The following is a 13,580-nucleotide window of genomic DNA, read 5'->3' on the forward strand; positions in this document are numbered from 1 at the left end:
TGTCGGAGTGTCCCGCCGCGGTGCCCGGACTATTCGGTGGTCGCCTCCTCGTCCGCATCCTCGGCTGGCTGGACGTTCAGCGGTCGCATCATATCGTGGTCCTCGTGTTCGATCATGTGGCAGTGCCACATGTATTCGCCGGTCTGGTCGTTGAACAGGCCGTCGTACTCGCCGAAGTGGACGAGGATGTGCACGACCTCGCCCGGATCGACGGAGACGACGTCGTGCCAGCCCTGCTCGGACGGTTTCGGCGGTTCGAGCGAGTCGAGATCGATTCCCTCGCTTGGATCGTAGCCGGCCGACTGGCGGCCGAGGACCTGGAAGTGAACGAGGTGGAGATGCATCGGGTGCGACATCCCCGTGAAGTTGGGAATGCTCCAGAGTTCGGTGTCGCCAACCGTCGGCGTCTCCGTCGCCGGATCAGTGAGTTTGTTGCCTGACTGGTTGTCCTCCGATCCGATCAGGAATAGCGGCCGCCTGTACTCGTCCGAACTCTGTAACAGCGGCAGATACCGCTCGGTGTCGACCTCTTCGAGGGACATCTCGGGCATCCGCGTCAGCGTCTCCGGGAGCTGATTGCTCTGTTCACTGCTTCCGTCCTCCGCCACGTCGATCAGCATGAGTTCTGGGAGCGGTTCGACCTCGTCAGCCTCCGCTCTGGGCTGGCCGCGGTACCTCGCCGGCGCGTCGTTGTGGACCAACAGCGTCTCGCCCGCGTACTCGCTGAAATCGACGAGCACGTCGGCCCGCTGTGCGGAGCCGAGTTCGAGACGCTCGTCGTGCTCGACCGGTTCCGAGAACAGTCCGCCGTCGGTGCCGATCTGGACGAAAGCGGGCCCGTCTTCGCCCGTTTCGCCGGACTGCTCGTCGTACGTCAGCAGTTTGAGCCGGTAGTACCGACTGTTCGCGCCGTTGAGCATCCTGAAGCGGTACTGTCGCGGTTCGACGGAGAGGCGGGGCCAGGCCTTCCCGTTGACTGTCGACACGTCGCCGTAAAACTGCGGGACGATGCTCGGGTCGGGAAGGTCCTCGTCGCTATCCAGGTTCTCGCCGGTCGGATAGTACATCGAGCCATCCTCGTTGAACTTCCGGTCCTGGAAGACGAGCGGGATCTCGTACTCGCCGCTGGGCAGATCGAGGCTGCGCTCGTGATCGTTGCGCAGGAGATAGAATCCCGCGAGGCCCGCGTAGACGTTCAGCCGCGTGATGCCGAGGGCGTGATCGTGGTACCACAGCGTTGCTGGCGGCTGATCGTTCGCGTAGTAGTAGTCTTCTCTCTCGAAGTTCGGCCCCGTCTCGGCGAAGTCGCGGGTAAACCAGCCCCGTGCCGGCCCGTCGCTGGCGTCGTCGACGTTTCCGCCGTGGAGGTGAGTCACCGTCCGAACGCCGTCGATGTCGTAGGGGATGACGTCGTCGTGGATCGTCGAGTCGACGGGGAGGAGATGCTCGTCGGGAAGTTTGTTCTGCCACTTGACGTAGATGGGCTCACCCTGCTCGGCTTCGATCGTCGGTCCGGGGAACAGCCCCTCGTACCCCCAGACAGTCGTCGCCGGCAGGTCGCGGTGGAGTTTCTGCTCGGTCTCGCGCATCTCGATCTCGTAGTACGGCTGGCCGTCTTTGGTCCCGGTCGGTTCGACCGTCGCGGGACGGGGGAGTTCGTCGACCCATCGGTCGAGGTCGGGCGACCTGTGACCGGTCGGACCAGCATCTCCCCGGGCATCCGGGTCGTCCCCGTCCGGCGTATCACTGTCCGAAGTGGTTTCCGCTGGCTGGCCCGTACAGCCCGCGATGGCCAGCGCACTAGCTCCTCCCGTCGCGAGGAGGAGTTTCCGCCGTGTTATCCGGTCTCTCGGGGAGGGGTATCGGTCGCTCATTCCAGCTCGTATATAAGAATGCCCGCGGTATGAGGGGTCTGCGTGGTCCCAATCACTGGGACTGCGACCCATAGTGCTCTGGAGTATTTATTCACTTGGGCCGGTCGGGAGCAACGGCTCTGGATGGTTTCGACGGGTCGCTGCCAACGACAGTTCGCTGTCAGTAGGTGGCTGTTTCTGCGGTGATGGGCTCGAAATCACCGGTGAGAAGAGAGCCTGTCCCGGTTTGTGTGTGAACGACACATCTACAAACACTTACTTTTTTAGCGTCCATCTCTAAGTACAGGACGATGGTAGGACACAACGGACTCAAACTGCGGATGGCAATCGCGGGAAGCATCCTCTTTGGCTTCTACGCAGCGCTGGCCGCAGCAGTTATGTGGACGTTCGGTACCGGAACGACCGTCCTCGCCCTCCTATTGCTCGGTAGTGTCGGCTTCGTGGGCTTCCAGTACAAGTTCGGCAAGTGGATGGCACTGCGCAGCGTCGGGGCCGAGGACATGCCCGAGCAGAGCCAGGGCAGATACGATTACGCCCGGATCCATCAGTCGACAGAACAACTCTGTCGTGAGATGGATATCGACAAGCCCCGACTGATGGTCGCGGAGATGGGCGTGCCGAACGCCTTCGCCGTCGGCCGGAAGGGCGCAGGCGTCGTGGTCGTCTCCAAAGAGATCATCCAGTTGCTCGACCACGACGAACTCGAAGGCGTCGTCGCCCACGAACTCGCGCACATCAAAAACCGCGACGTGGTCATCATGGTGCTGGGGCAGTCCATCGCCTCGATGATCGGAATCGTCGCCCAGTGGGCAGTGATCCTCGGCGGCGAGCGCAACATCGGCACATACATCTTCGCGATGTTCGTCGGCACTATCGCCCAGATGATCGTGATGATCTTCGTGATGGCCATCTCCCGCTACCGGGAGTACGTCGCCGACGAAGACGCCGCGACGTTCACCCGCAACCCCGACGCGATGGCCCGGGCGCTGGAAAAGATCAGTTCCGGCGCACAGGGCAAGGAGATGAAAGGCGAAGAAACCGTCAACGCCCTGTGTATCTTCGGCTCTAGCGGCAGTTTCCTCCAGAAGATCTTCTCGACGCACCCGCCGACGGAGAAACGAATCGAACGGCTCCGTTCGCAGACCGTCGGCTACTGAACCGCTCGATCCCCGTTTTCCGGTTTTGTTCGCTGACGTTTTTGCGCTGGCTCCCGGAGTAGCCGCTAATGCAGATCTGCGTTTTCGGTGCCGGCAGCCTCGGCACGCTAATCGGGGGCGTCCTTGCCAGCGAACACAGCGTCATGCTCGTCGGTCGCGAACCCCACGTCTCCGTGATCGAGCGCGACGGCCTCCGAATAAGCGGGGCAATCGAGACGACGACACATCCGGCGGCGACCACGACGCCCCCCGAAGCGGCCGAACTCGGGGTCGTGACCGTCAAGAGCTTCGACACCGCCGAGGCCGCCGAGGCACTCGCGGAGTGCTCGCTCGACGGTGTGCTCTCCCTGCAGAACGGGATGGGCAACGAAGAACTCCTCGCTGAAGCCCTCGACTGCCCGGTCCTCGCGGGCACGTGCACCTACGGCGCGCGCCGGGGCGACCCCGGGACGGTCGAGTGTACCGGAATCGGTGATATCGTGCTCGGCCCACGCGACGGCGGCAAGTCAGCACTCGCGGATCGAGTCACCGAGGCGTTTACAGACGCCGGACTCGTCGCCGAGTCCTCGACGGAGATGCCGCGCAAACTCTGGTCGAAACTGGCAGTCAATGCTGGAATCAACGCGACGACGGCGCTGGCCCGGATTCCCAACGGCTCGCTGCTCGACGGTCCGGTGGCATCCGTCGCAGCCGAGGCCGCACGGGAAACGGCCCGGGTCGCCCGACAGCAGGGACTCGACCTGACCGACGAGCAGGCAGTTCGACGGACCCGAGCAGTCGCCGACGCGACCGCTGATAACACCTCCTCGATGCAGCAAGACGTGCTCGGCACGGCCAGAACCGAAATCGACGCGATCAATGGCTACGTCATCGAGATGGCCGGCGACGACACACCTGTCCCGACGAACGAAACGCTCACTGCACTGCTCCGTGCGTGGGAACAGGAGCAGGGCCTTCGCTGACAGGCTGCTAACCGCCGAACGCGTCGCTACGGGGACTGGAAAACAAAAGACAAAGCGTCGGAGTTAGAACGGGGCTTCGGGGCCTTCGTCGCTGTCGGCGTCACCAGTTCCTTCTCCCGGGAAGGAAGGCTCCATGCCGCCGGCACCGCCGGCCATCCCCTCGTTGCCGCCCATGCCGGTGTCGGCGTGGACTTCCTCGATCTCGGGGATTTCCTTGGTCATTCGGGTCTTGATTGCCTGAATCGTCATCGGGGAGATGCCACAGCCGGAACAGGCACCGCCCAGCTGAATCGACACCGTTCCCTCCTCGCGGTCGAGATCCTGAATCGCCGCGCTACCGCCGTGCATCTGAATCTGCGGGAAGTTCCGACGCAGGAAGTTCGTGATCCGCTCTCGAAGCTCGTCCTCGGGGTCCTGATCCTCAGTCTCAGTGCTCATTGTACACTCTGATACGTATCGGGTGGGCTTAGGCTTTGGGTCTCACACGTTCGTCGTCAGGCTTCGAGCCCGAAGACCGATCGCAGTTCGTCCTCGATTTCGTCTTCGTAGGTGCTCATGATCGTCGTGAGCTTCTCGTCGTCGACGAGAACACCGGTGAGTCGTTCGTCGATATCCTCGGGGAGTTCGATCCGAAACTCGCCGTCGCCCTCGTAGAACGGCTCGCTTTCGGCCAGTACGTGCTGATCGATGGCGTGGATCAACTCCGAGTCGTACCGGTCGTTCATCGTCTCGAACGCCTGCTTGTACGCCCGCTGGAGCTCCGGGAAGTAGTGCTGGTACTTGTCCTCGAATTTCTCGGGATCGAACTCTGCCATGTCCGAAGGGTTGGCTGTCGACGGGCAAATCCTTACTGCTTCTCTCTCTGTCTCAGCCGACCTGTGTGCCGACGAGTTCGTCGGCGTGGTCGACGAACTCCTCGCGTTTCTCGTCAGGAATCGTCGCACCGGCAGCGATGTCGTGGCCGCCGCCGTCGCCACCGACTGCGCGGGACGCCTCGCCCATCACGGCCGAGAGATCCAATCCCTGCCCGACGAGGCGACCAGTGCCGCGGGCGGAGACTTTCAGTTCTTCGTCGTTCTTGCGAGCGAAGGCGATGATCGGCTGGCTTCCGTCGACGCCGTCGACGCCCAGTGCCATCCCGGCGACGATGCCGACGATGGTCTCTCGAATGTCGTCGCCGGCGTCGAAATACTGAAAGTGCTCGGCCGTCTCGACGCCCTGCTCTTTGACCTGTTCGAGCCCCTCAGAGAGATTTCGGCGATGGGTTTCCAGCAGTTGTCGCGCCTGCTCGAAGGCCTTACCTCGGTCGCCGAGACAGACCGCCAGGCCGACATCGGCGCGCTCGTAGCGCGCAGTCGCATTCAGAAGCGTCGAGAACTCACTGGCATCTCTAAGAGTCGTTCCTGGTTGTTCGTCGGTCAGCGTGTAGGTGGTCCCGACAAGTCGCTCAGCTTTGCCCGGGGAGACGCCGCGTTCGAGTGCGCGCTGCAGCAGTGCGCTGACGACGGTCTGTTTTTCGTCGTCGGTCAGATCGACCCACCTGCGCCACTCCTCGTCGCCGTCGGGCGTCTTGAGTTCGACCGAGAGATCCTCCAGAAAGCCGACCGCGCCCTGCTCGTTGTTGGTGATGCCGGGAATCCGCACGTCGGTCGCGTATTCGAGTAGCTTCGGGAGTGGGCGGGTCTGTTTGCCGTAGATTGCGATATCCTGGCCCTCTTCGAGGACGCCCGCCTCGCTGCCGTCCTCCACGATGGCCCGGTTCGCGCCGACGAGTTCGCCGTCGACGGCCTGCATATCGCCGACTGCTCCGACGACCGCCAGCCCGGCCAGATCGCGGTTGTCGTTCGCCTGCTCGCCCTCCTCGGCCAGCGCGCGAGCGAGCAGGTAACTCGCCCCCGCCCCGGAGAGTTCCGACGCTCCGTCTATTCCTTCGAGCAGGGGATTCAGGTGATATTCGGTCTCTGCGTCCGCGGGCTGGTGGTGGTCGGCGATAATCGGTTCGAAATCGCCTGCGCGCTCGTGTTTCGTGATGTCGTCCAGCTGGCCGCTCCCGAAGTCTGTGAACAGAACCGTGTCGAACTCGCGGGCGGCGATACTGGCTATTTCGGTCTCGTCGAGCTGGTTCTTGAAGACGACTTCGTGGTCGAGTCCGGCTCGTTCGAGCGCCTGTGAGGCGATAGCGGCGCTGGTCAGTCCATCTGCGTCGATGTGCGAGGCCAGCAGTACGCGGTCGCTTTCGAGCAGCCGACTCGCACACGACCGCGCGCGCTCGTCGAGTTCCGGAACCGGCATACCCACTGATTGGAGCGGTATCGCTCTTAAACTTCCGGCTCTCGCTCGCTGAACCACGAAACCGCTTCGAGAAATCCGTCGCCGAATCCAGCCGCAGTGACGTGATCGGCCGCCGCCTTCGCGTCCTCGTCGGCGTTGGCGACGGCGACGCTCTGGCCGGCACGCTCGAACGTCGAAACGTCGTTGATCGAGTCTCCGATTGCCAGACAGTCCGCCGGCGCGAATCCGAGTTCCTCGGCGAGGACCCCGAGCGCGCGACCCTTGCTCTGCTCGGGAGATTTGACGTGATAGGCGTAGCCCGTATCGACGACGACGAGGCCGTGTTCCTGGGCGATTTCCCGCAGCGGCTCCAGTGGCGAATCACGACTGACAGCGATTTCGGTCTCCCGCCACCGGTTCACGAGATCCGCCTTTCCCCAGCCGAGGCTGTACCCGCGGTCGCGGTACTCCTCGACGACCGCCATCGCCGCCTCGCGGTCGCCGGTAAATCGCAGTGTCCCCGCTCTGCCGGCGAGCGCGACGCCGCCGTTCTCGGCGATGACGTTCGCATCGAGGCCGAGAAACTCACAGAGCGCAACTGGGTACGGCATCGCTTTCCCCGTCGCGACGACGACAGGCGCGGGCCACCCGCGTAAGACCGGCAACACGCGTGGGTCGAGTGCCCGCTGGTCGTCGGTGAGGGTGCCGTCGATATCGGCCACCAGCGGACCGAGCGTCTCGGGGAGGGTCGCAGCGAGTTCCAGTGTCTCCTGAAAATCCATACAGTGCGTTGTTCGGCGGCGGTCTTTTCGGTGTCGGCTCTCAACCGAGATCGATCCGCTCGAACCGGAGATACCCGATCGTCAGCGGACCGACGAGCCAGGCTGCCAGAACGACGAACCCGAGCCAGTTCTGGAGATAGACCGCACTCGGTTTCGGGAGCAGCGTGATCTCTGCGAACTCGGGAACGAGTGCTCGTGCCGCATACGGGAAGGCTGTCGACGGATTGAGCAGTCCGACGAACTCGATCCAGTCGGGGAGGCCGTTGTCTGGAACTTCCGACCCCACGGTCGCAAGTTGCAACAAGAGTAGGAATACGTCCCAGAACAACAGGAACAGACCGTACAGTACCGTCGCGATGGCGAGTGCTCTCGTTCTGGACGCTGTCACTACAGAGACGCCGATCCCAACTGCGACGTACACCGCGCCGTACAACAGCGTCAACAGGGTGTACAGGACGACGATTCGAAGCGAAAACGAACTGTAGGTGAGCAGTGCGATGATCGTCGCAGTGCCGTATCCGAACAGGACTGCAACCGAGAGCACGGCCGTCCGTCCGAGGAATTTTCCGTAGACGAAGTCGGCTCTGCTATGCGGGAGACTGAGCATGAGTTTGAAGCTCCCGCTCTGTCGGTCGTCGACGATAGCGGCGTGGCCGAGCATCAGCCCGATCAACGGGACGAAAAACACCGCAGACTGTTGCATGGAGTTCATCACCGCCAGCGTGCTCGTCGACAGATCGCTGTCGCGGAAGAAGGTCGGTACCCACTGGATCGCTGCCAGGAAGCCAGCCCAAACGACGAACAACGCCGTCGTAATGGCGAGGGTATACGAGCGATGAGTATCCAGAAACTCTTTCTTTGCGACAACGCGGAGGCTCACGGCCGATGCTTTTCAACAGTCGAACAAGAACCGCTCGTCGCGTTTCAGAGCGGGAAACGGGCCTGCACTATCTCGGCCGGCCACAAGCGACTTACAGGCACCTCGGGTATTTGCCTGTATGGTTCCCCCGCTGTTCATCGGCCCGCTCGGCTTTCTCGTCTCGGCGCTCGTCGTGATCCTGCTGGTGCTTCTCATCCTTCGGGTCGTCTTCGCGCTGGCGTGGCGACTGATCGTCATCGCAGCAATCGTCCTCGGCGTGCTCTGGCTGCTTGGCGCGCTCGGTATCGGCACGCCGGGACCGAATCCGTTCTAAAAAGACCGACTGCCGAGTTCGCAGTCAGTACTCCCGCTCGATGAGGTAGTCGGCGATATCGTCGAGCAGGTCGTGGGCCTCGTTGTCGGGGAGGGTCTGGAGATGTGATTTTCCACTGTCGACCAGTCGCTGGGCCGTCGAGCGTGCGTACTCGATGCTGCCGGCCTCCTCCAGTCTGGCGACCGCGTCGTCGATTTCGGCCTCCGTCACGTCTTCGACAGTCTCGGCAGTGACGAGGTTGTCGATGTCGACGCCCTGATCGCGGGCGTGGACGGTGATGATCGTCCGCTTGCCTTCGACGAGGTCGCTGCCGCGCTGTTTGCCCAGTTTCTCCGTGGGGGTCGTCAGGTCCAGCAGATCGTCCTGAATCTGGAAGGCCCGACCCACGTCTAGCCCGTAGCTGTGCAGTGGGTCGACTGCGTCGTCATATCCGAGGAGAACTGCGGGGATGCTCGCCGCTGCAGCGTACAACACCGCCGTCTTCAACTCGACCATGCCGAGATACTCGTCGGGCGTGACAGCAGCCCGCTTCTCGAACTCGATGTCGAGTGACTGGCCCTCACAGATCTCCGTGCAGGTCGTCGCCAACTCCGACAGCGCCCGCACGGAGCGTTCGGCCGGTGCGCCGGTTTCGAGCATGTTCTCGAAGGCCTTCGAGTACAGCGTGTCGCCGGCGAGAATCGCCGTCGAGAGGTCGTACTCCCGGTGGACCGCCGGGACGCCGCGCCGCATGTCGTCGTCGTCCATGATATCGTCGTGGATGAGCGTAAACGACTGGATGATCTCGATGCTGACCGCGGCCGCCATGATATCGATAGCGCTGCCGTCGGTCGCGGGAAACTCCCGGTAGTTTCTCGACTGCGGTTCGATATCTGCGAGCGACTCCGCAGCGAGCAGCAAGATGGTCGGGCGAAGCCGTTTGCCGCCGGCTTCGAGCAGATACCGGGAGGCCTCGTAGAGCCGTTCCGGTTTCTCGATCGGCAGATCCTCTCCGATCGCGTCGTTGACCAGCCGTCGTCGCCCTTCGAGCGCGGCCTCAACTGCCTGCTGGCGAGACATATTCACTCAACCAGCGTAATCAGGTTCCCGTTGCGGGTCACGTGCAGGTCACGGCCGACCTTGTAGCCCTGATTCTCTGCAAGGTTGACGTAGTCGGCGAAGCCACTCATGTCTTGGTGGGCCGGAATGACGTTCTGTGGCTGCAGCGCGTCCAGCATCTCGTAGTGACCCTCCCGGTTCAGGTGGCCCGAGACGTGGATATCGTCGTAGATCCGAGCGCCCTGCATCCCGAGCAGTTTCTCGGACTGGTACCGCTGGCCCTCGTTCATCGGTTCCGGAATGACCCGGGCCGAGAACAGCACCTTGTCACCGTCTTCTAGTTCGTACGGCGTCTCGCCACGACCCATCCGGGTGAGCATCGCGCGCGGTTCACCCTGATGGCCGGTGACGATGGGCAGGAAGTTCTCCTTGCCCTCGTTCATGACCCGTTTGAATGTCCGATCGACGGACTTCCGGTGACCGTACATTCCCAGATCATCCGGGAAGTCGACGAAGTCGAGTCGTTCTGCGGTGCCGGAGTACTTCTCCATCGATCGACCGAGCAGCACGGGCTGACGGCCGATATCGTCGGCGAACTCGACCAGTGACTTCACTCGGGCGATGTGTGAGGAGAACGTCGTCGCGACGATTCCGCCGTCGTAGTCCTCGATGCTGGTCATCACGTCCTTGAGGTGGCGTCGTGCGACGGACTCAGAGGGCGTTCGGCCCTTCTTGCCGGCGTTCGTACAGTCCTCGATGTAACAGAGGACACCGTTGTCCTCGCGGCCGATCTCGCGGAACCGCTCCATATCGATTGGGTCGCCGATGACCGGCGTGTGGTCCATCCGTTTGTCGAGTCCGTAGACGATTGCGCCTTCCGGGGTGTGAAGAACCGGGTTGATCGCGTCGATGATCGAGTGGGTGACGTTGACGAACTCGAGTTCGTTCTTGTCGCCGATGGACATCGTCTCGCCGGCTTCCATCTTCACAAGATCGTTCTGGACGCCGAACTTCTCTTCGCCCTGAATCTGCTGTTTGACGAGTTCAATCGTGTACGGCGTCGCGACGACCGGCGCGTCGTACCGGTGGGCCAACTTCGAGATTGCGCCGATGTGGTCGAGGTGGCCGTGTGTCGGCACGATGGCCTTTACGTCACCCTCCAACTCGGACATGATCCGATCGTCCGGGATCGCACCCATGTCGATCAGATCCAGCGAGTGCATCCGCTCTGTTTCCACGTTGTCGTGGATCAATACCTTCGAGAGGTTGAGACCCATGTCGAAGACGACGACGTCATCGCCCGCGCGTACGGCCGTCATCTGTCGCCCAACCTCTTCGTATCCGCCAATCGTTGCGATTTCGATTTCCATAGTGATCACGCCGAGGCGATCGCCACGCTCGGGCGGACCGGCAACCACGAACACAGCCGACTAACCGGCTGTCCGGTGGTCCCGACACTGTCGGTCGACCGCCGTCGGACGACTCGGCCAATAGCCGAAGCCGTCGTCGGTGGCGGTGCGCCGGTCGCCCGTTTCCCCGTGGCGACCGTTCGCTCGGATACGCGGAAGTCGTACCGCAAGCCTAAAAAGAACGTCGGTTGGTCTGTCCTTATTCGTCGTCGAAATTATCGGCTAACGGATCAGAACTCGAATTGCCAGCCGTTTCGACGTTTTCGCGATTCTCTTCGTCCTCGAACTCGAAATCACCCGTTTCTTCGGCCTTCTCCGTCTCTGACGGCTCCTCTGTCGTCTCCTCGTTGCTCCCGAAGACGATCTCCTCGGCGGTCTGCTCACGACCCGTTCCGTCGTCGGGTTGTTCCTGTTGTTGGGCTGTCGTCTGTGCTGGCTGTTGCTCCGGCGGCTCTGTCTCCGCGGGCGGACTCTCTTGGTCGGACTGCGTGGACTCGGCCTCTGCTGCGGGCTGCGGTTCCGCCGGTGGCTCCGGCTCTTGAGGGGGGTGCTGTGGGTCCGTAGGTGGTTCCTGTTGCTGTGGGTCCGTGGGCGGCTCCGGCTGCTGTTGTGGTTCTGCGGCCGGCTCTGGTTGCTGTTGTTGGGGCTCCTGTTGTGCTTTGGGTGGCTCTGCCGGCTGGTCGGCGGCATCGGCAGCGACCGCCCCCTCCGCGGCGGGTTCCGCGGGCTGTTCAGCTTCTTCGTCGTCGGCCGAATCAGCAGCCTCGGTGAACTCGACGGCCGGATCGGCGTTGCCTTTCGAGACACCGTCGGCGATTAGCTTGTAGATGATGGCAAACTGCCCGATGATGAGGATGCTGAGTCCGAGGACGCCGAGGACGAGGCCGCCGGCGATGAACGCCGTCTCCGCCGATCCGGTGCCCCGCCACGTCTGAATCTCGGGCACAGCGAGCGCAACACCGCCGGCGAGCGCGCCGCCACCAATCAGCAGAATGAACAAAAAGAGCCCGAACAGTCGGCTGCCGTATTTGAAACTCTCTGAAAACGATGTGGTGGCCATACCGTGGGCAATGTCTGAATCGCGTAAATGCATTTCGGCAGACCGTGTCCGGCAACTCACCTGACGACCGTTCCCGCCCGTCCCGTCTCGAGAAATGCCGCCAGCGCGTCGGGATCAAAAATCGAGGCCGGTGTGTCGAGTTCGAGCAACCGCTGTACTTTCGCGGCCATCCCGCCGGTGACATCCGTCGACTCGCTGGCACCGAGCACGCTCGCCACGGCCTCGAAGGACTCGATCTCGTCGATCACGTCGCCGTCATCGTCGAGCACACCCGGCACCGTCGAGCAGAGACCGACCCGGTCGGCCGCCAGCGACTCGGCCAGCGAGACGACGATCGTATCGCCGCTGATGATCGTCCCGCCACGGCCGGCGTGTGCGATCACGTCGCCGTTGAGCACGGGCACGAACCCTTCCGAGAGCATCGTCCGCACGCTCCCCTCGGCGAGCGTGACGGTTCCATCTCCGGCTCGAAAACCGGCCGACAGAGGCCGGACAGGAAGGGGATCGACCCCTTCTTCGGCCAGCGCATCCAGCACCGCATCGGTCAACCGACCCATCGCCCGATGGATGGCGAGCAGTCCAGCACCGTCGTGGCTCCCGTCTGCCCGCGAGACGCCGTGTTCGGCGGCGTGGTGGTGGCCGAAACTACCCCCGCCGTGGACGACGACGATCTCACCGCCCTCGGCGACGTACTCGCCGATGGCCGCCGCCGTCCGGGCAAGATTCTCCTCGTCGACCGTCTCTGGCTGATCTTTCTCGGTGATAACGCTCCCGCCGAGTTTGAGAATCGTCGTCATCTGTCCTCCTCGACGCGGACCCCCTCGCCGTCGAGTTGGGCGCGCAGGGCCTGCTCACAGCCCGGTGTGTATTCCAGTGCGGTGATCGTCTCCGGCGAGTCGTCGAGTGCGACGATACAGCCACCGCCGCCCGCGCCGGTCAGTTTCGCGCCCGTTGCCCCGGCGTCGCGGGCCGCCCAGACCATCGCGTCGAGTGAGCGCGAAGAGACGCCCAGTGCCGAGAGCAGGCCGTGATTGAAGTTCATCAACTCGCCCAGTTCCTCGACGTTCCCGTCCGCAAGCGCTTGTTCGCCACTTCGGACGATATCGCCGATCGCCTCGACCGTATCGGCGGCGAAGTCGTACTCCTCGCGCAACTCCCGGACGCCGGCGACGAGTGCGCCGGTATCGCCGGCGCCGCCGTCGTAACCGATGACGAAGGGGAGATCCGGCGTCCCGACCTGTCGGCAGTCGTCGCCCTCGACGCGGACGGCCCCGCCCATGGCCGAGCAGAACGTGTCCGCCCGCGAGGCCTGCCCGTCCTGTACCTCGTGTTCGACCCGGTAGGCACGTTCTGCGATCTCTTCGGCGGAGAGTTCGACGCCGAGTTCGCGCGTGCCGGCCTCGATTGCCGCGACGGCGACGGCCGCCGAGGAGCCGAGTCCCGCACCGAGGGGAATCTCGCTGTCGATCTGCACCTCGAAGCCCGTTCCCTCGACGCCGGCGGCGTCTTCGACCTGTGCGATTGCCTCGTTGACGTAGCCCATCGCCGCCTCGACCAGCGAATCCGAGACATCGATATCTGGCCGGCCCGAGGCGTCACCGTCGTACTCGACTGCGAAGCCGTCGAGCGAGAGATCGTTCGCCTGGACGCGCAGTCCTTCCTCGCGTTCGTTGACGGTGACCTCCGCCCGCAGTTCGATCGCACACGGGACCGCGGGCTCGCCGTAGACGACCGCATGCTCCCCGAAGAGATACACTTTGCCGGGGGCGCTGGCTGTGACCATACCTGTCTCTGTGTGGGGGACGGTGTTTTAGATGTCGGTTTCAGAAACGAG

14 protein-coding genes are annotated in these 13,580 nt (G+C 63.2%); 3 read left to right on the plus strand and 11 right to left on the minus strand.

Annotation, left to right across the window (positions count from 1 at the left end; genetic code table 11):
- Positions 1-29: 29 nt before the first annotated feature.
- Positions 30-1,874: a multicopper oxidase family protein gene (locus tag V8P86_RS15910; protein WP_336328269.1), complete on the minus strand. Its 1,845-nt coding sequence runs from the start codon at positions 1,872-1,874 to the stop codon at positions 30-32.
- A gap of 290 nt (positions 1,875-2,164) precedes the next feature.
- Between V8P86_RS15910 and V8P86_RS15915 the strand changes: the two genes are divergently transcribed.
- Together V8P86_RS15915 and V8P86_RS15920 are read left to right on the plus strand one after the other, a co-directional pair.
- Entirely contained in the window at positions 2,165-3,031 is an 867-nt protein-coding gene (locus V8P86_RS15915) for a M48 family metallopeptidase (RefSeq protein ID WP_336328270.1), read from the plus strand.
- 68 nt (positions 3,032-3,099) lie between these two features.
- Positions 3,100-3,993, plus strand: a complete 894-nt coding sequence (locus V8P86_RS15920; RefSeq protein ID WP_336328271.1) for a ketopantoate reductase family protein — start codon at positions 3,100-3,102, stop codon at positions 3,991-3,993.
- A gap of 63 nt (positions 3,994-4,056) precedes the next feature.
- On the opposite strand, the gene V8P86_RS15925 is transcribed toward V8P86_RS15920, so the two are convergent.
- Genes V8P86_RS15925 through V8P86_RS15945 form a run of 5 tightly spaced genes read right to left on the minus strand, consistent with a single transcriptional unit; the run spans position 4,057 to position 7,926 of the window.
- Positions 4,057-4,431 carry a NifU family protein gene (locus V8P86_RS15925; RefSeq protein ID WP_336328272.1) on the minus strand — a complete coding sequence of 125 codons (375 nt, stop codon included), beginning with the start codon at positions 4,429-4,431 and terminating at the stop codon, positions 4,057-4,059.
- Positions 4,432-4,487: 56 nt separating this feature from the next.
- On the minus strand, positions 4,488-4,808 hold the full coding sequence (locus V8P86_RS15930; RefSeq protein ID WP_336328273.1) for a DUF5783 family protein: 321 nt from the start codon (positions 4,806-4,808) through the stop codon (positions 4,488-4,490).
- A 52-nt stretch (positions 4,809-4,860) separates the two neighbouring features.
- Complete coding sequence (gene recJ, locus V8P86_RS15935; RefSeq protein WP_442909413.1) at positions 4,861-6,285, minus strand: RecJ family nuclease; 1,425 nt, start codon at positions 6,283-6,285, stop codon at positions 4,861-4,863.
- A 26-nt stretch (positions 6,286-6,311) separates the two neighbouring features.
- Positions 6,312-7,046 carry a phosphoglycolate phosphatase gene (locus V8P86_RS15940; RefSeq protein WP_336328275.1) on the minus strand — a complete coding sequence of 245 codons (735 nt, stop codon included), beginning with the start codon at positions 7,044-7,046 and terminating at the stop codon, positions 6,312-6,314.
- A 40-nt stretch (positions 7,047-7,086) separates the two neighbouring features.
- Positions 7,087-7,926: an ABC transporter permease subunit gene (locus V8P86_RS15945; RefSeq protein WP_336328276.1), complete on the minus strand. Its 840-nt coding sequence runs from the start codon at positions 7,924-7,926 to the stop codon at positions 7,087-7,089.
- 118 nt (positions 7,927-8,044) lie between these two features.
- Between V8P86_RS15945 and V8P86_RS15950 the strand changes: the two genes are divergently transcribed.
- On the plus strand, positions 8,045-8,239 hold the full coding sequence (locus V8P86_RS15950; protein ID WP_336328277.1) for a DUF8029 family protein: 195 nt from the start codon (positions 8,045-8,047) through the stop codon (positions 8,237-8,239).
- 24 nt (positions 8,240-8,263) lie between these two features.
- Here V8P86_RS15950 and idsA3 read toward each other — a convergent pair whose 3' ends face one another.
- From idsA3 to mvk, 5 genes are all read right to left on the minus strand, one after another.
- Entirely contained in the window at positions 8,264-9,298 is a 1,035-nt protein-coding gene (gene idsA3 / locus V8P86_RS15955) for a geranylfarnesyl diphosphate synthase (protein WP_336328278.1), read from the minus strand.
- Between the two features lie 2 nt (positions 9,299-9,300).
- Positions 9,301-10,647, minus strand: a complete 1,347-nt coding sequence (locus tag V8P86_RS15960) for an RNase J family beta-CASP ribonuclease (RefSeq protein ID WP_336328279.1) — start codon at positions 10,645-10,647, stop codon at positions 9,301-9,303.
- A gap of 238 nt (positions 10,648-10,885) precedes the next feature.
- Positions 10,886-11,746 carry a hypothetical protein gene (locus V8P86_RS15965; protein WP_336328280.1) on the minus strand — a complete coding sequence of 287 codons (861 nt, stop codon included), beginning with the start codon at positions 11,744-11,746 and terminating at the stop codon, positions 10,886-10,888.
- A gap of 56 nt (positions 11,747-11,802) precedes the next feature.
- On the minus strand, positions 11,803-12,543 hold the full coding sequence (locus tag V8P86_RS15970; RefSeq protein WP_336328281.1) for an isopentenyl phosphate kinase: 741 nt from the start codon (positions 12,541-12,543) through the stop codon (positions 11,803-11,805).
- Entirely contained in the window at positions 12,540-13,529 is a 990-nt protein-coding gene (gene mvk / locus V8P86_RS15975) for a mevalonate kinase (RefSeq protein ID WP_336328282.1), read from the minus strand. Before mvk ends, V8P86_RS15970 begins: the two co-directional genes overlap by 4 nt.
- Positions 13,530-13,580 lie beyond the last annotated feature (51 nt).

The organism is Halovenus anhuiensis (genome assembly GCF_037080055.1).
Lineage (GTDB): Archaea > Halobacteriota > Halobacteria > Halobacteriales > Haloarculaceae > Halovenus.

Excerpts from the sequence above, each read along its gene's own strand:
- V8P86_RS15910 (WP_336328269.1), bottom strand. The coding sequence starts at position 1,874 with ATGAGCGACCGATACCCCTCCCCGAGAGACCGGATAACACGGCGGAAA.
- V8P86_RS15915 (WP_336328270.1), top strand. The coding sequence starts at position 2,165 with ATGGTAGGACACAACGGACTCAAACTGCGGATGGCAATCGCGGGAAGC.
- V8P86_RS15920 (WP_336328271.1), top strand. The coding sequence starts at position 3,100 with ATGCAGATCTGCGTTTTCGGTGCCGGCAGCCTCGGCACGCTAATCGGG.
- V8P86_RS15925 (WP_336328272.1), bottom strand. The coding sequence starts at position 4,431 with ATGAGCACTGAGACTGAGGATCAGGACCCCGAGGACGAGCTTCGAGAG.
- V8P86_RS15930 (WP_336328273.1), bottom strand. The coding sequence starts at position 4,808 with ATGGCAGAGTTCGATCCCGAGAAATTCGAGGACAAGTACCAGCACTAC.
- recJ (WP_442909413.1), bottom strand. The coding sequence starts at position 6,285 with ATGCCGGTTCCGGAACTCGACGAGCGCGCGCGGTCGTGTGCGAGTCGG.
- V8P86_RS15940 (WP_336328275.1), bottom strand. The coding sequence starts at position 7,046 with ATGGATTTTCAGGAGACACTGGAACTCGCTGCGACCCTCCCCGAGACG.
- V8P86_RS15950 (WP_336328277.1), top strand. The coding sequence starts at position 8,045 with ATGGTTCCCCCGCTGTTCATCGGCCCGCTCGGCTTTCTCGTCTCGGCG.
- idsA3 (WP_336328278.1), bottom strand. The coding sequence starts at position 9,298 with ATGTCTCGCCAGCAGGCAGTTGAGGCCGCGCTCGAAGGGCGACGACGG.
- V8P86_RS15960 (WP_336328279.1), bottom strand. The coding sequence starts at position 10,647 with ATGGAAATCGAAATCGCAACGATTGGCGGATACGAAGAGGTTGGGCGA.
- V8P86_RS15965 (WP_336328280.1), bottom strand. The coding sequence starts at position 11,746 with ATGGCCACCACATCGTTTTCAGAGAGTTTCAAATACGGCAGCCGACTG.
- V8P86_RS15970 (WP_336328281.1), bottom strand. The coding sequence starts at position 12,543 with ATGACGACGATTCTCAAACTCGGCGGGAGCGTTATCACCGAGAAAGAT.
- mvk (WP_336328282.1), bottom strand. The coding sequence starts at position 13,529 with ATGGTCACAGCCAGCGCCCCCGGCAAAGTGTATCTCTTCGGGGAGCAT.